This is a genomic window from Pseudacidovorax intermedius, from assembly GCF_003350475.1.
GTDB lineage: Bacteria > Pseudomonadota > Gammaproteobacteria > Burkholderiales > Burkholderiaceae_C > Xenophilus > Xenophilus intermedius.
Genome location: NZ_QQAV01000002.1, coordinates 556280 through 574606 on the forward strand (window position 1 = coordinate 556280; position 18327 = coordinate 574606).

The window sequence follows — 18327 nt, forward strand, 5'->3', positions numbered from 1 at the left end:
GAGCCGGTCGCCATGCGAGGCATCCAGCAACTCGGCGACGCACGGCGCGGCAAGCTGGCCGGCCACCTGGCGGGCTTCGGCCGGGCGCTGCGGCGGGCTGGCGTGCGCATCGATCCTTCGCGCATCGCGCTGGGGCTGGAAGCGGCGCTGCTGGTGGGCATCGAGCAACGGGCCGACCTGCAGGCGGCGCTGGAATCGGTGATGGTCAGCCGCGAGCAGGACCGGCAGGTCTTCCGGGAACTCTTCGATGCCTGGTTCCAGGACCCGGCCCTTGCCCAGAAGATGCTTGCGCGCATGCTGCCCAATGCCGAGGGACGCGCCGAGCCGGTGCAGCGCCGCAACCGCGTGCGCGAGGCCCTGGCTGCGCCCACCACGCTCAAGCCTGCCCCGCAGGACGAGGAACTGCAACTCGACGCCGCCATGAGCGCCGGCACGCGCGAGCGCCTGCAGCATGCCGACTTCAACAGCCTGGGCGCCGCCGAATACCGCCTGGTCGAACGCCTGGCACGCGAGAAGGCGCTGCCCGTGCCCACCTATGCCTCGCGCCGGCTGCGGCCGGTGGCGCAGGCCGGTGCGTCGGCCCGCATCCACTGGCCCGGCGTGTGGCGCCAGGCCGCGCGGCACGGCGGCGAGATCCCGCGCCTGCCGCGCCAGGTGCGGCGCGCACGGCCTCGGCCGCTGCTGGTGCTGGTCGATGTCTCCGGCTCCATGGAGCGCTATGCGCGGCTGCTGCTGGCCTACCTGCATGCGGCCACTCGGCCGCTGGTGGGTGAGGGCGCACGGCGGGACGTCTTCGCCTTCGGCACCGGCCTGACCGACCTCACGCCGGCATTCCGCCATGCCGACACCGACGTGATGCTGGCGGAGGCCGGCCGCGCTATCGCGGACTTCGCGGGGGGCACCCGGCTGGGCGAGGCGCTGGCACAACTGCGCCGGCATCACGCGCGGCGCCTGGTCGGCCGGCGCACACTGGTGCTGCTGATCAGCGACGGTCTGGACACCGGCGAGCCGTCCGAGCTGGATACCCAACTGCAATGGCTGCGCCGCCATACGGGTGCGCTGCTGTGGCTCAATCCGCTGCTGCGCTTTGCCGGCTATGCGCCGCTGGCGCGTGGCGCCGCGCTGCTCGACCGGCATGCCGATGCCATGCTGGCCGTGCACAACCTGCAGGCGCTGGACGAACTCGCCGACAGCCTGGCCGCGCTCATGCGCCGCCTGCGCTGATTCCTTCTTTTTTCTTCAGGAGACCCACATGGACATGCAAGGCAGCCGCCCGCTGGGCGTGACCCAGCAACAGGCCTGGGAGGCCCTCAACGACCCCGAGACGCTCAAGCGCTGCCTGCCCGGCTGCGACAAGTTCGAAGCGACCGGCGAGGGCCAGTACACCGTCACCATGGCCGTCAAGGTCGGCCCCGTGTCGGCCAAGTTCAGCGGCAAGGTCACGCTCAGCGACATCCAGCCGCCGGAGAGCTACCGCCTCAGCTTCGAAGGGCAGGGCGGCGTGGCCGGCTTCGGCAAGGGCGCGTCCTCGGTCTCGCTGGCACCCACCGACACCGGCTGCACGCTCAGCTACACCGTGCAGGCGCAGGTGGGCGGCAAGATCGCGCAGCTGGGCCAGCGCCTGATCGACGGCGCGGCCAAGTCCATGGCTGACGACTTCTTCAAGCGCTTCGATGCCGAGATGCAGCGCGTGCACGGCGTTCCGCCCGCGGCTGCCGCCGAGCCGGCAGAAGAGGCCAAGACCGGCGCCGTCGCCGGCCTCATGCAGAAGATGGGCTTCGGCAAGAAGGACAAGACGGAAGAAGGCTGAGAAGGTCGAACACCATGGAAAACCTCGACGTGATGGTGCTGCGCCAGCTGCGCGACTGGCGCCAGGCCGGCCGCCGGGCGCTGCTGGCGACGGTGGTGCGCACCTGGGGCTCCTCGCCGCGGCCGGTGGGCTCCATCATGGCGCTGGCTGAGGACGGCGCGGTGGTCGGCTCCGTCTCCGGCGGCTGTATCGAGGACGACCTGATCGCCCGCCACAGCCGCGTGGGTCAGCAGGCCATGCCCATGGGCGCGCCGGCGCGCGTCAAGTACGGCATCACGGCAGACGAGGCGCACCGCTTCGGCTTGCCTTGCGGCGGCACGCTGGAACTGGTGCTGGAGTTCGATCCGGATGCCACCGTGCTTGCCGAGCTGGTCCAACGCCTGGAAGGCGGCCAGCTCACGCAGCGCATCGTGCACCTGAGCGATGGCGCCGTCACGCTCGAAACGGCGCACGCCCCTGCCGAGCTCGCCATCGACGACGCCCGGCTGGTCAACACCTTCGGCCCCGAATACCGCATGCTGTTGATCGGCGCGGGCCAACTGGCCGAGTACCTGGCGGCCATGGCCAGCTTCAGCGGCTTCGCCGTCACGCTGTGCGACCCGCGCGAGGAATACCGCGGCGCCTGGTCACTGCCCAACGTGCGCCTGTCCACCGAGATGCCCGATGACGCCGTCGCCGCCTTCCGGCCCGACCGGCGCAGCTGCGTGGTCGCCCTCACACACGACCCCAAGCTCGATGACCTGGCGCTGCTGGCGGCGCTGGAGAGCGAAGCCTTCTACGTCGGCGCCATCGGCTCGCGCCGCAATGCCCAGGCGCGGCGCGAGCGGATGATCGAGCACTTCGACCAGACGCCAGAATCGCTCGCCCGCCTGCGGGGGCCCATCGGCCTGTACATCGGCAGCAAGACTCCGCCCGAGATCGCCGTGAGCGTGATGGCCGAGATCCTGGCCGTCAAGAACGGCGTGGCCCTGCCGCGCGAGATGGAAGTGGCGCAGGCCAAGGAACAGCTGCAGGCGCAGCCGGGCTAGCAGCGCTCGGGCCACCCGCGCCGCCGCCGCCGCGACGGACGGTCCGGCATGATCGCCGCATGCGCGCGGCGGAAGCAGGGAGCCGGGGCACTGGGCCTGTGCCTGCAGGCGCGGACCCGGCGCGCTACAGTGCCGGACTTCCGTTTTCCAGACTCTCCGCCATGCAACGTATCCAGCTCGGTCGCAGCGATCTGCACGTCACGCCCATCTGCCTGGGCACCATGACCTTCGGCGAACAGGTGGACGAGCCCACCGCGCACGACATCCTCGACCATGCGGTGGCCCGCGGCGTCGATTTCCTCGACACCGCCGAGATGTACGCCGTGCCCGCCCGCAAGGAAACCTACGGCGCCACCGAGACCATCCTCGGCAACTGGTTCGCCAAGAACCCGGGCCTGCGCCAGAAGCTCACGCTGGCCACCAAGGTGGCGGGCCCCTCGCGCGGCATGCCCTGGGTGCGCGAAGGGGGCGGCATGACGGCTGCCGACATCGTGGCCTCCTGCGAGGGCAGCCTGCGCCGGCTGCAGACGGACGTCATCGACCTTTATCAGATCCACTGGCCCGAGCGCAATGTGCCCGCCTTCGGCACCATGTACTACGACCCCACCAAGGAACGCACGCAGACCTCGATCCACGAGCAGCTCGAAGCGCTGGCCGGACTGGTGAAGGCGGGCAAGGTGCGCTACATCGGCCTGTCCAACGAGACGCCCTACGGCGTGCACGAGTTCGTGCGGCTGGCCGAGCAGCACAACCTGCCGCGCGTGGCCACGGTGCAGAACGTGTACTGCCTCATCAGCCGTGCGCTCGAGAACGGCCTGGACGAGACCATGCACCGGCTGGACGTCTCGCTGCTGGCCTACTCGCCGCTGGGTTTCGGCCTGCTGGCCGGCAAGTACGACGCCAGCGGCATCGAAGGCCCGGATGCACCGAAGGACGGCCGCATCGCCCGCTACGAGTCCGTGCGCAAACAGCGTTGGGGCCGCCCGGAGGCGCTGGTCGCCGCCCGCCGCTACAACCAGCTGGCCCGCGACCACGGCATGTCGCCCGTGCGCCTGGCCCTGGCCTTCTGCTACACCAAGTGGCAGGTGGCCAGCACCATCATCGGCGTCACGACCAAGGCCCAGCTGGACGAGGATCTGGACGCCTGGGGCACCACGCTGTCGCCCGAGCTGCTGGCCGAGATCGACAAGATCCGTTGGGAGATGCGCGACCCGGCGAACTGAGATGGCCAAGAAGGACAAGGCCCACGTTTCGGAAACGCCCGCCACGGCCGTGCTGCGCGCGGCCAAGGTGGCCTTCACCGAGCATCCGTACGAGTACCTGGAGCACGGCGGCGCGCAGCACAGTGCGGCGGTGCTGGGCTTCGACCCCTTCACGGTGGTCAAGACGCTCGTGATGCAGGACCAGGACGCCAAGCCGCTGATCGTGCTGATGCACGGCAACCGCACCGTGTCGACCAAGAACCTGGCGCGGCAGATCGGCGCCAAGTCGGTGGAGCCGTGCAAGCCCGAGGTGGCCCAGCGCCACAGCGGCTATCAGGTGGGCGGCACCTCGCCCTTCGGCACCCGGCGGGAGATGCCGGTCTACATCGAATCGACCATCCTCGACCTGCCGCGCATCTGCATCAACGGCGGGCGGCGCGGCTACCTGGTCGGCATCGAGCCGCAGGTGTGCGTGCAACTGCTCGGTGCGCGGCCGGTGCAGTGCGCGCTGGCAGAATGAGGCACGGCCGAACGAGGCCGCCCCGCCCACGATTCCCGAATGCCAAGACGCCGCCTCATGCGCGGCGCGCAACGGCCGCGCATGAGCGGCCGGCGAAGGTCCTTCCATGAGCCTGCCTGTGTCTTCCATCCTCGTCGTCGTTGCCGCCTACCTGATCGGCTCGCTGTCCTTTGCCGTAATCGTCAGCCGCCTGATGGGCATGGACGATCCGCGCAGCTACGGCAGCGGCAACCCGGGCGCCACCAACGTGCTGCGCTCCGGCCGCAAGGGTGCGGCCCTGGCCACGCTGCTGCTGGATGCCGCCAAGGGCTGGCTGCCGGTGTTCCTGGTGCGGCGCTTCGGCGTGGCCTACGGGCTGGACGAGAACGTGGCGGCACTCGCCGGGCTGGCCGCCTTCCTGGGCCACCTCTATCCGGTGTTCTTCGGTTTCAAGGGCGGCAAGGGCGTCGCCACCGCAGCCGGCGTGCTGCTGGGCATCGACTGGATGCTGGGCCTGGCGACGGGGCTGACCTGGATCATCATCGCCTTCTTCTTCCGCTACTCCTCGTTGGCCGCGCTGGTGGCGGCCTTCTTCGCGCCTGCCTACTACCTGCTGGGCGGCGGCATCGCCTGGCCCCTGCACCGCGGAGTGCTGGCGGCCATCGTGGTGATGGGCCTGCTGCTGGTGTGGCGCCATCGCGAGAACATCCGCCGGCTGCTGGCCGGCACCGAATCGCGGCTCGGAGCCAAGGCGAAGGCCGCGAAGACTTCTTCTTCCTGATCAGGATTTCCCCATGGCAGAACTTAAGCGCTTCCACGTCGGCCCCCGCCTGTCGGAGATGGCCATCCACAACGGCACCGTCTATCTGGCTGGCCAGGTGCCGGACGACACCACGCAGGACATCCGCGGCCAGACGGCCCAGGTGCTGGCGATGGTCGATCGCCTGCTGGCCGAGGCCGGCAGCGACAAGACGCGCATCCTGATGACGCAGATCTTCCTGACCGACATCAGCGAGATCGGGGCGATGAACGAGGTGTGGGATGCCTGGGTGCCCGCGGGCCACACTCCGCCGCGCGCCACCGTGCAGGCGGCGCTGGCCAATGCGGCCTACAAGATCGAGATCGTCGTCACGGCCGCGCTGGCCTGACCGCGACGGCGCGACGGCGCGCGAGCGCTTCGAGCACGACGCGACTTCGGACCGCGATGCACGGCAGCAGCCCGGACGACGAGGCACTCACGGTCGGCCCACCCCGGTTCATCGATCGCCTGTGGGCCTGGATGGAAGGCCGCCCGCTGCGCCGCGCTATGGTAGGCGCGGTGATCTTCGTCGTGTTCTTCAGCGGGCTGTTCGCCTCGTGGATCGGAGTGGCGCTGTGGCGCGGTTCGACGGACCGCAATGCCGGGGCGGTGGCGCTGCTGTACGTGTTGGTGCCCTTCATCGCCGTGGTCTTGCTCTTCCTGATCCAGCGCATGATGTACCGGCTGCTGTGGAACCAGGAACGCGCCATCGCGCGCGGCGAATGGCGGTCGGGCGACCCCGTGTCGCCGCCTGGTCCTCGATCCACGCCTCCGGCGCCGCCGGTGCCCTGGCCGTGGTCATTGCGGGCGCGGCATGCGCTGCTCTACGTGCTCACTCTTGCCGGCCTGCTGTACGGCTTCATGCCTTATGAACACCAGGTCGAGCTGGTGCGGCTGGTCTGGCGGCTGGGCCCGGGCACGGCCACCCGGCGACAACTGCCGATGTTGCTCTTCGGCTACCTGCCGCTGGCCGTCTTCGGTCTGCTGGTCGTCGTGCTGACGCACCGCCAGCGGCGCCGGCGGGGCGCCGGGCGGCTCGACGCCCGCGCGCGCCTGGTGCTGCGAGCCGAGGTGAACTGGTTGTGCGCCTTCGCGGCGGCGGCTGCGATGACCGTCCTGATGCTGCAGCTCTTCGGCCAGCTCATCGTCGCCAAACTCTGATGCGTGCCCGTCGCCAGCGGCCCGGGCGAGTCAGTAGCGCCGTTCCAGCACCATCTGCTCGGCGTCGCGCCGCATCGAGAAGCGATTGATGAAGCTGTTGCCCAGCAGCACATAGGGCATGGGCTGGGGCGAGACGATGGCATCGACGTCGTACACCGTCACGTCGCCCACCTTCACCGACTCCAGCCTGATCCGCCAGCCCGGCGCCGTGCCGTTGGCCGTGTTCATGGTCACCGGCTGCCCGCGTGTGGGATCGAGGCCGATGCGCTGCGCATCGGCCATGGACAGGCCCACCGAGGTGGCCCCCGTGTCCAGCATGAAGGTCACCGGCCGGCCGTTGATGCCGCCCGCCGTCACGAAGTGACCGCGGCTGTCCGCCGTCAGCACGATGCGGCTGCCGCCGTCGCCACCCCCAGACCCGCCGACGCTCACCGGCGCGCCCATGCGCAGCGTGAGCCGTTTTCCGCCGGACTCCACCACGGCTTCGCCGTCCTGCACGCTCACCAGCCGCACGCCCTGCAGGCTCTCTCCGGGCGCCAGCGTCCGGGGCGTGCCCCCGCCCACGATCAGGATCGCGCGGCTGCCGATGGTGCCGGTCAGCGTGATCGATTGGGTCTGGTTTTGCGCCTGCGTCCCGAGCGCAAAACCCGCCGCCATCAATGCGGCGAGGATGTGTGTGCGCGGCAGTTTCATCTCCGAAACCTATCGTGCAGCGTCGTTGACGCCAGCGCCGCAACTCGCCCGACTGCACCGAAGGCCGCGGACCAGGCCACGCCAGGGCACCGCAGGAACTGGCTTTGCCAGGCCTGCGGGTGCGCCCCCCTCCAAGCCGAAGGCGCCAGAGAGGGGGGAGCCGCGAAGCGGCATGGGGGGTTCAGAAGTCAGTCCCTGAAGTTGTCGAAAGAGACCGGCAGATCGGACACATCCTTGCGGATGAGCGCCATGGCGGCCTGCAGATCGTCCCGCTTGGCTCCGGTCACGCGCACGGCATCGCCCTGGATGGCGGCCTGCACCTTCAGCTTGCTGTCCTTGAGCAGGCGCTGGATCTTCTTGGCCGTGTCCGAGTCCACGCCGCTCTTGACCTTGAAGACCTGCTTGACCTTGTCGCCGCCGATCTTCTGCACGTCGCCCTTGTCCAGGAAGCGCACGTCCACGCTGCGCTTGGTCAGCTTTGCGCGCACGATGTCTTCGATCTGCGCCAGCTGGAAGTCGGCGTCGCCAACCAGGATGATTTCCTTGTCCTTGAGCTCGACCGAAGCTGGCGTGCCCTTGAAGTCGAAGCGGGTGGCGATTTCCTTGGACGCGGTGTCGATGGCGTTGCGCACCTCGACCATGTTGGGTTCGCAGACGGTGTCGAAAGACGGCATGGGGTGTTCTCCTGAAGGTGTCGCGCCCGGGCGCATGCGCCGGGACGGAAGAGGGCGCCGCCCGCGGGCGAGGCCACGAGGCAGCGGATGCGAAAATTCTCCCATGATCGCCGAGCGCAATGTCCCCCTTCAACCCCACAACAGCTTCGGCATCGTCGCCCGCGCCCAGCAGCTTGTCCGCATCCGCAGCGAGGACGACATCGCCGAGGTGCTGGCCCGCGAGGACTGGCGCAAGATGCCCAAGTTCGTCCTCGGTGGCGGCAGCAACATCGTCATCACGGGCGACGTCAAGCCACTGGTGCTCAAGGTCGAGATCCCCGGCCGCCGCGTGGTCGAGGACACGCCCCGCGCCTGCATCGTCGAGATCGGCGCCGGCGAGCTGTGGCACGACACCGTGCGCTGGACGCTGGAGCAGGACTGCCCCGGCCTGGAGAACATGGCCATGATCCCGGGCACCGTCGGCGGCGCGCCGGTGCAGAACATCGGCGCCTATGGCGTCGAGCTGCAGGACCGCTTCGAGTCGCTCGACGGCATCGACCTGGAAACCGGCCGCCGCTTCACGCTCGACGCGGCCCAATGCGCCTTCGGCTACCGCGATTCCGTGTTCAAGCATCCGCCGGGCAGCGGCCCCAATGATTTCGGCCTGGCCGGCCGCGCGGTCATCACGCGGGTGCGGCTGCGCCTGCCGCGGCCCTGGAAGCCGGAGTTGGGTTATCTGGACTTGGCGCGCAAGGCGGCCGAGAGCGGCATCGACGAGCCGACGCCCATGCAGGTCTTCGACTGGGTCTGCGCCATCCGCCAGGCCAAGCTGCCGGACTGGCGCGTGCTGGGCAATGCCGGGAGCTTCTTCAAAAACCCGACGGTCACGCCGGAGCAGTGCGCGGACATCATCGCCCGCGAGCCGCGCATCGTTCACTACCCCATGCCCGACGGCACGGTGAAGCTGGCAGCGGGCTGGCTGATCGACGCGTGCGGCTGGAAGGGCAAGTCGGTGGGCAATGCCGGCGTCTACGAAAAGCAGGCACTGGTGCTGGTCAACCGCGGGGGAAACACGCATCCCGCCACCGGCGGCGAGGTGATGACGCTGGCCAAGGCCATCCAGACCAGCGTCTACGAGCGCTTCGGCATTCGGCTGGAGCCGGAGCCGGTCGTCGTCTGAACGCGCGTTCAGCCGAAGTGGCAGATGTAGCTGTAGGGCTCGCCGCTGACCCGGATATCGAACTTGGCGTTGCCGGGGATGCTGAACTTCTCGCCGGCGGCAGAGCGCTTCCAGTCGCTCTCGCCGTCCAGGCGGTATTCGCAGCTGCCGGCGGTGCATTCCATGATCTCGGGTGCGCCGGTGCTGAAGGTCAGCGAAGACGGCAGGATCACCCCGACGGTGCACTTGCGGCCATCGGCCAGCGTCACGCCGTGCGAGACGCACTTGCCGTCGAAATACACATTGGCCGAGGTGGCGACGGACACGCCGTCGAGGGTCTTCTGGATGCTCATGGGCTGCAGCGGTCAGGACGATTAAACAGGGCCGCGAATTCTAGGGGCCGGTCGGTCGCGCACCGGCGCAGCCCTGCCGGGCCCGCTCACCAACGCCGGTGCCAGCCGCGCGAGTAGCCGAAGTTGAGCGACAGGCCAATCGGCGGGTATACGTAAGGCGCCGGGTAGGCGTAGACCGGCGCAGCCACCGGGGCGGGGTAATAGACGGGCGCCGGGTACGTGGTCGTGTAGACGGGATAGCCGGGCGCCACGACGGCCTGGGGCGTGGCGACGGTCATCGGTGCATTCGACACCACCACCCCGGGCTCGGGGGCCACCTGCTCCCAAGGGGCGCGGGTGGCGTAGGTGTTGCCGGCAGGAGGCGGAACCTGGCCCGTCTGCATGCTCGGCTGCGGCGTCACCGGATAGGTGCTGACGCCCAGGTCGCTCACCTGCAGGCCGATGGTCTGGCCGGGCGGCGTGTCGGTGCGAGTGGTGTAGGTGCGGCCGTTGTACTCGTAGCGCACGCTGTAGCTGGTGCGACCGTTCTCGACGACCGGGGTGCTCGACAGAACCTGGCCTTGAGCGTACTGAGGCTGGTTCTGGGCGAAGGCCGGGGCAGCGAGGCCACCGAGCACGGCCAGGGTCAGGGCGCCGAGCGAATGATGGGGGAAGGTCATGAGCATCTCCTGCGAATGAGAGGCGGCGGACGCGCCGCAACCTCGATTGGACGCCGCCCGGTGCGGCGGGTTCAATCCCTCAATGGCCGATGCGGGCCTTCCAGGTGTCGGCATCGAAACCAACGGTAACCGCACCGCCCGGCCATTCGACGACGGGGCGCTTCACCAGGCTGGGGTTGGCGCGCAGGGCGGCGGCGGCCGAATCGGCGTCGACCACGGCCAGCCGTGCGGCTTCATCCAGTTGCCGCCAGGTGGTGCCGCGGCGGTTGACCAGCGGCTCCCAGCCCACGGCCGTCAGCCAGCGGGCGAGTGCGGCCTCGGGCACGCCCTGCTTCTTGAAGTCGTGGAAGGTGTAGGCCTGGCCCTGGCTGTCGAGCCAGGTCCGGGCGCGCTTGACGGTGTCGCAGTTGGGGATGCCGTAGACGTCGATCATGGGGCGCGATGATGCCTCAGGCGTCGGCGGCCCGTGGCGCGGGGCGCGCCTCCTGCCGCGGCGCGGCGATCGCCGTCCCGGGGCATCTCCCGCCGCTTGGCCGGTCATTGGTTCGGGGCCGGGGAGCGCGTCAGAGGGCTCGGCGACAATGCCGCCCTCCTATGAAGACCCTCGCCGACTGGCTCGCCTACGCCGAGCAACTGCATGCCAAGAACATCGCCCTCGGGCTGGACCGGGTCCAGGCCGTGGCGCGGCGCATGGGCCTCGCACTGAACTGCCCCGTCATCACGGTGGCCGGTACCAACGGCAAGGGGTCCACCTGCGCCATGCTGGAGGCCATCCTGGCCCAGGCCGGCTACCGCACCGGCGTCTACACCTCGCCGCACCTGGTCCATTTCGAGGAGCGCCTGCGCATCGGCGGGCAATCGGTCGAGGGCGAGGCGCTGCTGCCGCATTTCGAGGCTGTCGAGGCGGCCCGCACGGCCGGCGGCGAAGCCGTTGCGCTGACGTATTTCGAGTTCACCACCCTCGCCATCCTGTCGTGCATGGCAGCCTCTGGCCTCGATGCCGCGATCCTCGAGGTGGGCCTGGGCGGCCGGCTCGACGCCGTCAACATCATCGATGCCGACTGCGCCGTGATCACCAGCGTGGACATCGACCACATCGAATTCCTCGGCACCGACCGTGAAAGCATCGGCGCGGAAAAAGCCGGCGTCCTGCGCGCGGGCCGGCCCGCCATCGTGAGCGATCCGGTGCCGCCGCGCAGCGTGGTGGCCCGCGCCGAGGAACTGGGTGCCGACCTGTGGCTCTCCGGCCGCGATTTCACCGTCAGCGGCGACAAGCAGCAGTGGGCCTGGTCGGGCCGTGGGCGCCGCTATGCGGGCCTGGCCTATCCGGCGTTGCGCGGCGCCAACCAGCTGATCAATGCCGCGGGCGTGCTGGCGGCGCTGGAGGCCCTGCGCCCGCGGCTGCCGGTGTCGGCCCAGGCCATCCGCCAGGGCTTTGCCACCGTCGAGTTGCCGGGCCGCTTCCAGATCGTGCCCGGCCAGCCGGCGCTGGTGCTGGACGTCGCCCACAACCCGCATTCGGCGGCGGCGCTGGCCGAGAACCTGGACGCCATGGGCTTCTTTCCGGTCACGCATGCCGTCTTCGGCGCCATGGCAGACAAGGACCTGGCGCCCATCTTCGAACGCCTGGGCCCCCTGGTGGACCGCTGGTACTTCACCGACCTGCCCACGCCGCGCGCCGCGCGGGCCGCGGACCTGATGCGCATGTGGACGGCGCTGAACCGCCGCACGGACGCCGATGCCTCCATGCACACGGACCCCATGGCGGCCCTCTCCGCGGCCACGGCGACGGCGGACCCGGCTGATAGAATCGTCGTCTTTGGTTCTTTCTTCACCGTCGGCGGTGTTCTCGCGCACGGTGTGCCCCGGCTGACAGCCCGGCATCTGCAGCCGGGTAGCTGATTCGGTCGCTGCGGCGCTTTCGCCCTTCGTCCGCCAGACAGCCGCTCCGCTCGGGGATTCGACGTCCACATGGCTTTCTTCAAGCTTCGATCCAAAGGTTCCCCGGGCAAGGAAGGCCGCGGCAACGTCTCGGCCGCACCCGCCGAAAGCGTCGAATCGCTGCGCCGCCGCGCGCGACACCGCCTCGTCGGCGCCGCCGTGCTGGTGCTGCTCGGCGTGATCGGCTTTCCCCTCCTGTTCGACAGCCAGCCGCGGCCCGTGGCCGTCGACATTCCCATCGAAATGCCGGACCGGGCCAAGGTCAAGCCGCTGCCCCAGGCCGAGGCGCCGGTGGCCGACACTTCTCGCAGCGCTTCCGGCGGCATCGCCTTGCCGCCACCCGCCAATGGTGTGATCACGGAACGCGCCGATGGCAGCGAGGTGGCGTCTGCGCCCCCCGCCGCGGTACCGGAGCCGCGCCGCGAGGCCGTTGCCAGTTCCGAACCGGCCAAGAGCGAGGCACCGCGCACGGAGCCAGCACGTGTCGAAGCAAAGCCGGAGCCCAAGCCTGAACCGGCCAAGACGCCGGTGACCAAGCCCGAAGCCCCCAAGACCGAAGCCAAGACCGAGGTCGCCAAGGCCGAGCCCTCGAAGCCCGAGCCCGCCAAGCCAGCCTCGCCGGCGCCGGGCCGCGACGACGGCGCCCGCGCCCGCGCCCTGCTCGAAGGCAAGCCCCCGCAGCAGCAGGTCGCGGCGCAGGCACAGCCCGGGGCCGCAGCACCCGCCGAGGCCGCTGGCCGCTTCGTGGTCCAGGTGGGCGCCTTCGCCGACGCCGCCAAGGCCCAGGAAACGCGCCAGAAGCTGGAGCGCGCCGGTCTCAAGACCTATACCCATGTGGCCAAGACGCCGCAGGGTGACCGCACCCGCGTACGGGTGGGGCCGTTCTCTTCGCGTGCCGACGCCGAAAAGGCCGCCGCCCGCATCAAGGCGCTGGCCCTGCCGGCTGCCGTGCTCACACTCTGATCGCGCTGCGCCATGGCGCTCTTCGACTGGATCGCCGTGATGCTGATCGCGGTGTCGATGCTGATGGGCCTGTGGCGCGGGCTGGTCTATGAGGTGCTGTCGCTGGCGGGCTGGGTCGCCGCCTTCCTGTGTGCGCAGTGGCTGGCGGGCAGCCTGGCCGCGGTCTTGCCTTTCGGCGATCCGGAAGCACCTTGGCGCTATGGCGTGGCGTTTGCGCTCATCTTCATCGTCGTCGCCTTCGTGGGCGGCGCCATCGCCTCGATGACGCGGCGCCTGGTCACGGTGGCCGGGCTGCGGCCGGTGGACCGGTCGCTCGGCGCCCTGTTCGGTGCCGCCCGCGCAGCCGTGGCGCTGCTGGCGATCGCGGTGGTGGTTCATGTGATGGCCTGGCACGACCAGGCCTGGTGGCGCGAGTCGGTCGGCGCGCCCTTCATCGATGCGGCATTGCAGGGCCTCAAGCCTGCGCTGCCGCAGAAACTGGCCAGCTACCTTCCGTAGTTCAGGAAATCAAGGATCTCCCATGTGTGGAATCGTCGGCGTTTTCAGCAACGCGCCCGTCAACCAACTGCTCTATGACGCCATGCTGCTGCTGCAGCACCGCGGCCAGGACGCCGCCGGCATCGTGACGATGCTGGAGCGCAAGTTCTTCATGCACAAGGCCAAGGGCATGGTGCGCGACGTGTTCCGCACCCGCAACATGCGGGCCTTGCCAGGCACCACGGGCCTGGGCCAGGTGCGCTACCCGACGGCCGGCAACGCGTACAGCGAGGAAGAGGCCCAGCCCTTCTACGTCAATGCGCCCTTCGGCATCGTGCTGGTGCACAACGGCAACCTCACCAACGCGCATGCGCTGCGGGCCGAGCTGTTCTCGACCGACCACCGCCACACCAACACCGAGAGCGATTCCGAGGTGTTGCTGAACGTGCTGGCGCATGAGATCGAGCGTGCCACGCGCGGTGTGCCGCTGCACATCCAGGACATCTTCACGGCGGTCGAGGCGGTGCACCGCCGGCTGCGCGGTTCCTATGCGGTCATTTCCATGATCGCCGGCCATGGTCTGCTCGTCTTCCGCGACCCCTACGGCATCCGCCCGATGTGCCTGGGCCGCAATGCCGACGGCGGCGTGATGGTGGCCAGCGAATCGGTGGCACTGGAAGGCTCGGGCTTCACCTTCGAGCGCGACGTGCTCCCGGGCGAGGCGGTCTTCATCGATCTGCAGGGCCAGGTGCATGCCCGCCAGTGCGCGCCCGATGCCAGCCTGCATCCCTGCATCTTCGAGTTCGTCTACCTGGCGCGGCCCGACTCCACGCTGGACGGCATCTCCGTCTACCAGGCCCGCCTGAACCTGGGCGAGACGCTGGCGCAGCGCGTGGTCTCGACCGTGCCGCCGAGCGAGATCGACGTGATCGTGCCGATTCCCGAATCCAGCCGCCCGAGCGCGACGCAGCTCGCGCACCTGCTGGGCGTGCCGTACCGCGAGGGCTTCGTGAAGAACCGCTACGTGGGCCGCACCTTCATCATGCCGGGCCAGGCGGTGCGCAAGAAGTCGGTGCGCCAGAAGCTCAACGTCATCGCCAGCGAGTTCAAGGACCGCAACGTGCTGCTGGTGGACGACTCCATCGTGCGCGGCACCACCAGCCGCGAGATCGTGCAGATGGCCCGCGACGCTGGCGCGCGCAAGGTCTACATGGCCAGCGCCGCGCCGCCGGTGCGTTTTCCCAACGTCTACGGCATCGACATGCCGACCAAGGACGAGCTGGTGGCCCACGGCCGCACCATCGAGGAAATCCGCCAGATCATTGGCTGCGACGCCCTGATCTACCAAGACGTGGATGCCATGAAGCGCGCCGTGATGAAGGCCGCGCCCAAAACGGCCGGCGCCGTGCCGCTGGGCGGTTTCGAGGCCTCCTGCTTCGATGGCGTGTACGTCACCGGCGACATCGACACCGAGGCCATCACCCGCATGAACGGCAACCGTCCGCGCATCGAGGAGACCGACATCGACTCCTCCCGCCTGACCCTGCCCAACCACACCGAATGACCATGAGCCCGCACGATCGCGAACTGCCGGCTGGCCTGCATCCCGAGACCGAGGCCGTGCGCCGCGCCACGGCGCGTAGCCAGTACGGCGAGAACTCCGAAGCGCTGTACCTGACGAGCGGGTACGTCCAGCCCTCGGCCGAGGCCGCCGCCCGCCGCTTCGCCGGCGACGAGGAAGGCTTCACCTACGGCCGCTACGGCAACCCCACCGTTGCCAGCTTCGAGCAGCGGCTGGCCGCGCTCGAAGGGGCCGAGGCGTGCATGTCCACCGCCTCCGGCATGTCGGCCATCCTGATGATGTGCATGGGCCTGCTCAAGGCCGGTGACCACGTCGTGTGCTCGCAGTCGATGTTCGGCTCGACCATCAAGCTGATCGGTTCGGACCTGGCCAAGTTCGGCGTCGAGTCGAGCTTCGTGCCGCAGACCGACGTCGCCGCCTGGAAGGCCGCCGTGCGGCCGGGCACCACGCGCTTGCTCTTCGCCGAGACGCCCACCAATCCGCTGACCGAGGTGTGCGACATCGCGGCGCTGGCCGAGCTGGCGCACGAGAACGGCGCGCTGATGGCCGTGGACAACTGCTTCGCCACGCCCGCGCTGCAGCGGCCCATGGCCATGGGCGCCGACATCGTCATGCACTCGGGCACCAAGTACCTGGACGGCCAGGGCCGCGTGATGGCCGGCGCGCTCTGCGCCAGCCAGAAGATGGTGACCGAGAAGTTCCTGCCCGTGCTCAAGAGCGCCGGCATGACGCTCGCGCCCTTCAACGCCTGGGTGGTGCTCAAGGGTCTGGAGACGCTGGACATCCGCATGAAGGCGCAGGCCGCCAAGGCGCTGGCGCTGGCGCGCTGGCTGGAGGCGCATCCCGGTGTCGGCCGCGTGTACTACCCGGGTCTCGCCAGCCATCCGCAGCATGAACTGGCCATGGCCCAGCAGTCGGGCAGCGGCGGTGCGGTGCTGTCCTTCGACGTGAAGGCCTCCGACCCTGAGCAGGCGCGCCGCCGCGCCTTCCATGTGCTGGACGCGATGCAGTGGCTGTCGCTGGCCACCAACCTGGGCGACACCAAGACCATGTGCGCGCACCCGGCCAGCACCTCGCATGGCCGTCTGACCGAGGCGCAGCGCCAGGCGGCTGGCGTGGGCCAGGGCCTGATCCGCGTGGCCGTGGGCCTCGAACACACCGACGACGTTGCCGCGGACCTCGACCGCGGCCTGAGCTCTCTTCCCGCATGACGAACGCACGCACCCGGACCCGCTTCGCCCCGTCGCCGACGGGCTTCATCCACCTGGGCAACATCCGCTCGGCGCTGTACCCCTGGGCCTTCGCCCGCTCCACCGGCGGCGACTTCATCCTGCGCATCGAGGACACCGACCTCGAGCGCTCGACCCAGGCCGCCGTCGACGTGATCATCGAAGGCATGGCCTGGCTGGGCCTGGACCATGACGAAGGTCCCTTCTATCAGATGCAGCGCATGGACCGCTACAAGGCGGTGCTGGCGGACATGCAGGTCCAGGGCCTGGTCTATCCCTGCTACATGAGCGTGGCGGAGCTCGACGCCCTGCGCGAGCGCCAGATGGCCGCCAAGGAAAAGCCGCGCTACGACGGCACCTGGCGGCCTGAGCCCGGCAAGACGCTGCCGGCAGTCCCCGAGGGCGTGCAGCCGGTGCTGCGCTTCAAGAACCCCATCGGCGGCGTCGTGGCCTGGGACGACAAGGTCAAGGGCCGCATCGAGATCCGCAACGACGAACTGGACGACCTGGTCATCGCCCGCCCCGATGGCACGCCCACCTACAACTTCTGCGTGGTGGTGGACGACATCGACATGGGCGTCACCCACGTCATCCGCGGCGACGACCACGTCAACAACACGCCGCGGCAGATCAACATCTTCCGTGCCCTCGGCAAGGAGCCGCCGGTCTATGCCCATCTGCCCACCGTGCTGAACGAGCAGGGCGAGAAGATGAGCAAGCGCAACGGCGCCAAGCCGGTGACGCAGTACCGCGACGAAGGCTACCTGCCCGATGCCATGGTCAATTACCTGGCCCGCCTGGGCTGGAGCCACGGCGACGACGAGATCTTCAGTCGCGCGCAGTTCCTGGAATGGTTCGACCTGGACCATCTGGGCCGCAGCGCCGCCCAGTTCGACGAAGCCAAGCTGCGCTGGGTCAATGCCCAGCACCTCAAGACGATGGCGGACGAGCAGCTTGCGCCGCTGGTGGCCGAGCAACTCGCCAAGCGTGGCATCGATGCCGACCAGCGCCTGCCCGCCATCTGCGGTCTGTTCAAGGACCGCTGCGACACCACCGTCGCCCTGGCCGGTTGGGCGGCAGCCTTCTACGCGCCCGTGACCGCCAGCGAGGCGGACCGTGCGCAGCACATCACGGAGGCCGTGCGCCCGGCCATTGCCTCGCTCGCTGAACGGCTGGCTGGCGTGGCCACTTGGGACAAGCCCTCCATCGCCGCTGCGATCAAGGAAGTGCTGACTCAGCATGGCCTCAAGATGCCCGCCTTGGCCATGCCGGTGCGTGTGCTGATGATGGGCACGCCGCAGACGCCTTCGCTCGATGCAGTTCTTGCGCTTTTTTCTCGGCAGACGGTACAAGAAAGGTTGCGCACTGTTTAAAAGCCTGCATATAATGCAAGGCTCGACACCTGACAGGGTCGACGTCAAAAGCGTCGGTCGAAACGGGGGTATAGCTCAGCTGGGAGAGCGCTTGCATGGCATGCAAGAGGTCATCGGTTCGATCCCGTTTACCTCCACCATCAAGGTGTCGTCGTAGAGAGTCGCAAGATTTTCGTCCAAGGTTTTGACCCTATCGTCTAGAGGCCTAGGACATCACCCTTTCACGGTGAGTACCGGGGTTCGAATCCCCGTAGGGTCGCCAAGTTCGTAGCACTTGGCTCTGTCTACAGAGCGCAAAGCTGCCTGCCAGGAGTGGTAGTTCAGTTGGTTAGAATACCGGCCTGTCACGCCGGGGGTCGCGGGTTCGAGTCCCGTCCACTCCGCCAGATTCCAGTTCGCAGGCGCAAGCCTTCGATCTCAAGGTCTCGGTGAAAGCCAAGATCAGTGGGGGTATAGCTCAGCTGGGAGAGCGCTTGCATGGCATGCAAGAGGTCATCGGTTCGATCCCGTTTACCTCCACCACTTCAAACCAGTCCAGGTTTTGACCCTATCGTCTAGAGGCCTAGGACATCACCCTTTCACGGTGAGTACCGGGGTTCGAATCCCCGTAGGGTCGCCAAGTTCGTAGCACTTGGCTCTGTCTACAGAGCGCAAAGCTGCCTGCCAGGAGTGGTAGTTCAGTTGGTTAGAATACCGGCCTGTCACGCCGGGGGTCGCGGGTTCGAGTCCCGTCCACTCCGCCAGTC

Annotated in this window: 20 protein-coding genes and 6 tRNA genes; 21 read left to right on the forward strand and 5 right to left on the reverse strand. The window is 68.9% G+C overall.

The features are described 5' to 3' along the window. Positions 1 to 12: 12 nt before the first annotated feature. From DFR41_RS09230 to DFR41_RS09265, 8 genes are all read left to right on the forward strand, one after another. Complete coding sequence (locus DFR41_RS09230; RefSeq protein WP_114802487.1) at positions 13 to 1224, forward strand: vWA domain-containing protein; 1212 nt, start codon at positions 13 to 15, stop codon at positions 1222 to 1224. 28 nt (positions 1225 to 1252) lie between these two features. Next, positions 1253 to 1810, forward strand: coding sequence for an SRPBCC family protein (locus tag DFR41_RS09235; protein WP_114802488.1), 558 nt, complete (start codon positions 1253 to 1255; stop codon positions 1808 to 1810). A 14-nt stretch (positions 1811 to 1824) separates the two neighbouring features. Continuing rightward, positions 1825 to 2838 carry an XdhC family protein gene (locus DFR41_RS09240; RefSeq protein WP_114802489.1) on the forward strand — a complete coding sequence of 338 codons (1014 nt, stop codon included), beginning with the start codon at positions 1825 to 1827 and terminating at the stop codon, positions 2836 to 2838. Between the two features lie 161 nt (positions 2839 to 2999). Next, a complete protein-coding gene (locus tag DFR41_RS09245) occupies positions 3000 to 4061 on the forward strand; it encodes an aldo/keto reductase (protein WP_114802490.1) in 1062 nt (353 codons plus the stop codon). A gap of 1 nt (position 4062) precedes the next feature. After that, positions 4063 to 4560, forward strand: coding sequence for an aminoacyl-tRNA deacylase (locus DFR41_RS09250; protein WP_114802491.1), 498 nt, complete (start codon positions 4063 to 4065; stop codon positions 4558 to 4560). 106 nt (positions 4561 to 4666) lie between these two features. Further along, positions 4667 to 5320, forward strand: a complete 654-nt coding sequence (gene plsY / locus DFR41_RS09255) for a glycerol-3-phosphate 1-O-acyltransferase PlsY (protein ID WP_114802492.1) — start codon at positions 4667 to 4669, stop codon at positions 5318 to 5320. A 13-nt stretch (positions 5321 to 5333) separates the two neighbouring features. Further along, on the forward strand, positions 5334 to 5687 hold the full coding sequence (locus DFR41_RS09260) for a RidA family protein (protein WP_114802493.1): 354 nt from the start codon (positions 5334 to 5336) through the stop codon (positions 5685 to 5687). Between the two features lie 56 nt (positions 5688 to 5743). After that, complete coding sequence (locus DFR41_RS09265) at positions 5744 to 6499, forward strand: hypothetical protein (protein WP_114802494.1); 756 nt, start codon at positions 5744 to 5746, stop codon at positions 6497 to 6499. 30 nt (positions 6500 to 6529) lie between these two features. On the opposite strand, the gene DFR41_RS09270 is transcribed toward DFR41_RS09265, so the two are convergent. Together DFR41_RS09270 and DFR41_RS09275 are read right to left on the reverse strand one after the other, a co-directional pair. Next, on the reverse strand, positions 6530 to 7192 hold the full coding sequence (locus DFR41_RS09270; RefSeq protein ID WP_425326691.1) for a retropepsin-like aspartic protease family protein: 663 nt from the start codon (positions 7190 to 7192) through the stop codon (positions 6530 to 6532). Between the two features lie 188 nt (positions 7193 to 7380). Then, entirely contained in the window at positions 7381 to 7866 is a 486-nt protein-coding gene (locus DFR41_RS09275) for a YajQ family cyclic di-GMP-binding protein (protein WP_017761539.1), read from the reverse strand. Positions 7867 to 7969: 103 nt separating this feature from the next. Between DFR41_RS09275 and murB the strand changes: the two genes are divergently transcribed. After that, positions 7970 to 9025: a UDP-N-acetylmuramate dehydrogenase gene (gene murB / locus DFR41_RS09280; RefSeq protein ID WP_017761540.1), complete on the forward strand. Its 1056-nt coding sequence runs from the start codon at positions 7970 to 7972 to the stop codon at positions 9023 to 9025. An 8-nt stretch (positions 9026 to 9033) separates the two neighbouring features. Here murB and ppnP read toward each other — a convergent pair whose 3' ends face one another. The 3 genes from ppnP to DFR41_RS09295 all read right to left on the reverse strand — a co-directional run bounded on the left by ppnP (position 9034) and on the right by DFR41_RS09295 (position 10449). Then, positions 9034 to 9357, reverse strand: a complete 324-nt coding sequence (gene ppnP, locus DFR41_RS09285; RefSeq protein ID WP_017761541.1) for a pyrimidine/purine nucleoside phosphorylase — start codon at positions 9355 to 9357, stop codon at positions 9034 to 9036. An 86-nt stretch (positions 9358 to 9443) separates the two neighbouring features. Further along, positions 9444 to 10016 (reverse strand): ribonuclease E domain-containing protein, encoded by a 573-nt coding sequence (locus tag DFR41_RS09290; protein WP_017761542.1) that lies wholly within the window; start codon positions 10014 to 10016, stop codon positions 9444 to 9446. A gap of 79 nt (positions 10017 to 10095) precedes the next feature. Further along, positions 10096 to 10449 carry an ArsC family reductase gene (locus DFR41_RS09295; protein WP_017761543.1) on the reverse strand — a complete coding sequence of 118 codons (354 nt, stop codon included), beginning with the start codon at positions 10447 to 10449 and terminating at the stop codon, positions 10096 to 10098. A 161-nt stretch (positions 10450 to 10610) separates the two neighbouring features. Between DFR41_RS09295 and folC the strand changes: the two genes are divergently transcribed. From folC to DFR41_RS09355, 12 genes are all read left to right on the forward strand, one after another. Beyond that, positions 10611 to 11918, forward strand: coding sequence for a bifunctional tetrahydrofolate synthase/dihydrofolate synthase (gene folC, locus DFR41_RS09300; protein WP_017761544.1), 1308 nt, complete (start codon positions 10611 to 10613; stop codon positions 11916 to 11918). Positions 11919 to 11987: 69 nt separating this feature from the next. Further along, entirely contained in the window at positions 11988 to 12920 is a 933-nt protein-coding gene (locus tag DFR41_RS09305; protein WP_114802496.1) for an SPOR domain-containing protein, read from the forward strand. Between the two features lie 12 nt (positions 12921 to 12932). Then, a complete protein-coding gene (locus tag DFR41_RS09310; RefSeq protein ID WP_017757280.1) occupies positions 12933 to 13418 on the forward strand; it encodes a CvpA family protein in 486 nt (161 codons plus the stop codon). Positions 13419 to 13440: 22 nt separating this feature from the next. Continuing rightward, complete coding sequence (gene purF / locus DFR41_RS09315; protein ID WP_017757281.1) at positions 13441 to 14961, forward strand: amidophosphoribosyltransferase; 1521 nt, start codon at positions 13441 to 13443, stop codon at positions 14959 to 14961. Between the two features lie 2 nt (positions 14962 to 14963). Next, positions 14964 to 16190, forward strand: coding sequence for an O-succinylhomoserine sulfhydrylase (locus tag DFR41_RS09320; protein ID WP_043112296.1), 1227 nt, complete (start codon positions 14964 to 14966; stop codon positions 16188 to 16190). Then, positions 16187 to 17581, forward strand: coding sequence for a glutamate--tRNA ligase (gene gltX / locus DFR41_RS09325; protein WP_114802497.1), 1395 nt, complete (start codon positions 16187 to 16189; stop codon positions 17579 to 17581). The genes DFR41_RS09320 and gltX overlap by 4 nt, the downstream gene beginning before the upstream one ends. Before the next feature lie 64 nt (positions 17582 to 17645). Further along, positions 17646 to 17721: transfer RNA gene (locus DFR41_RS09330), tRNA-Ala, on the forward strand. A 46-nt stretch (positions 17722 to 17767) separates the two neighbouring features. After that, positions 17768 to 17843 (forward strand) — tRNA-Glu (locus DFR41_RS09335). Positions 17844 to 17890: 47 nt separating this feature from the next. Then, a tRNA-Asp gene (locus DFR41_RS09340) sits at positions 17891 to 17967 on the forward strand. A gap of 60 nt (positions 17968 to 18027) precedes the next feature. Continuing rightward, positions 18028 to 18103: transfer RNA gene (locus tag DFR41_RS09345), tRNA-Ala, on the forward strand. A 21-nt stretch (positions 18104 to 18124) separates the two neighbouring features. Further along, a tRNA-Glu gene (locus DFR41_RS09350) sits at positions 18125 to 18200 on the forward strand. Between the two features lie 47 nt (positions 18201 to 18247). Continuing rightward, positions 18248 to 18324: transfer RNA gene (locus DFR41_RS09355), tRNA-Asp, on the forward strand. Positions 18325 to 18327: the final 3 nt, after the last annotated feature.

What these genes read in the sequence shown, in the direction of transcription:
- DFR41_RS09230 (WP_114802487.1), top strand. Translation starts at nt 13, where the DNA reads ATGCGAGGCATCCAGCAACTCGGCGACGCACGGCGCGGCAAGCTGGCC.
- DFR41_RS09235 (WP_114802488.1), top strand. Translation starts at nt 1,253, where the DNA reads ATGGACATGCAAGGCAGCCGCCCGCTGGGCGTGACCCAGCAACAGGCC.
- DFR41_RS09240 (WP_114802489.1), top strand. Translation starts at nt 1,825, where the DNA reads ATGGAAAACCTCGACGTGATGGTGCTGCGCCAGCTGCGCGACTGGCGC.
- DFR41_RS09245 (WP_114802490.1), top strand. Translation starts at nt 3,000, where the DNA reads ATGCAACGTATCCAGCTCGGTCGCAGCGATCTGCACGTCACGCCCATC.
- DFR41_RS09250 (WP_114802491.1), top strand. Translation starts at nt 4,063, where the DNA reads ATGGCCAAGAAGGACAAGGCCCACGTTTCGGAAACGCCCGCCACGGCC.
- plsY (WP_114802492.1), top strand. Translation starts at nt 4,667, where the DNA reads ATGAGCCTGCCTGTGTCTTCCATCCTCGTCGTCGTTGCCGCCTACCTG.
- DFR41_RS09260 (WP_114802493.1), top strand. Translation starts at nt 5,334, where the DNA reads ATGGCAGAACTTAAGCGCTTCCACGTCGGCCCCCGCCTGTCGGAGATG.
- DFR41_RS09265 (WP_114802494.1), top strand. Translation starts at nt 5,744, where the DNA reads ATGCACGGCAGCAGCCCGGACGACGAGGCACTCACGGTCGGCCCACCC.
- DFR41_RS09270 (WP_425326691.1), bottom strand. Translation starts at nt 7,192, where the DNA reads ATGAAACTGCCGCGCACACACATCCTCGCCGCATTGATGGCGGCGGGT.
- DFR41_RS09275 (WP_017761539.1), bottom strand. Translation starts at nt 7,866, where the DNA reads ATGCCGTCTTTCGACACCGTCTGCGAACCCAACATGGTCGAGGTGCGC.
- murB (WP_017761540.1), top strand. Translation starts at nt 7,970, where the DNA reads ATGATCGCCGAGCGCAATGTCCCCCTTCAACCCCACAACAGCTTCGGC.
- ppnP (WP_017761541.1), bottom strand. Translation starts at nt 9,357, where the DNA reads ATGAGCATCCAGAAGACCCTCGACGGCGTGTCCGTCGCCACCTCGGCC.
- DFR41_RS09290 (WP_017761542.1), bottom strand. Translation starts at nt 10,016, where the DNA reads ATGACCTTCCCCCATCATTCGCTCGGCGCCCTGACCCTGGCCGTGCTC.
- DFR41_RS09295 (WP_017761543.1), bottom strand. Translation starts at nt 10,449, where the DNA reads ATGATCGACGTCTACGGCATCCCCAACTGCGACACCGTCAAGCGCGCC.
- folC (WP_017761544.1), top strand. Translation starts at nt 10,611, where the DNA reads ATGAAGACCCTCGCCGACTGGCTCGCCTACGCCGAGCAACTGCATGCC.
- DFR41_RS09305 (WP_114802496.1), top strand. Translation starts at nt 11,988, where the DNA reads ATGGCTTTCTTCAAGCTTCGATCCAAAGGTTCCCCGGGCAAGGAAGGC.
- DFR41_RS09310 (WP_017757280.1), top strand. Translation starts at nt 12,933, where the DNA reads ATGGCGCTCTTCGACTGGATCGCCGTGATGCTGATCGCGGTGTCGATG.
- purF (WP_017757281.1), top strand. Translation starts at nt 13,441, where the DNA reads ATGTGTGGAATCGTCGGCGTTTTCAGCAACGCGCCCGTCAACCAACTG.
- DFR41_RS09320 (WP_043112296.1), top strand. Translation starts at nt 14,964, where the DNA reads ATGAGCCCGCACGATCGCGAACTGCCGGCTGGCCTGCATCCCGAGACC.
- gltX (WP_114802497.1), top strand. Translation starts at nt 16,187, where the DNA reads ATGACGAACGCACGCACCCGGACCCGCTTCGCCCCGTCGCCGACGGGC.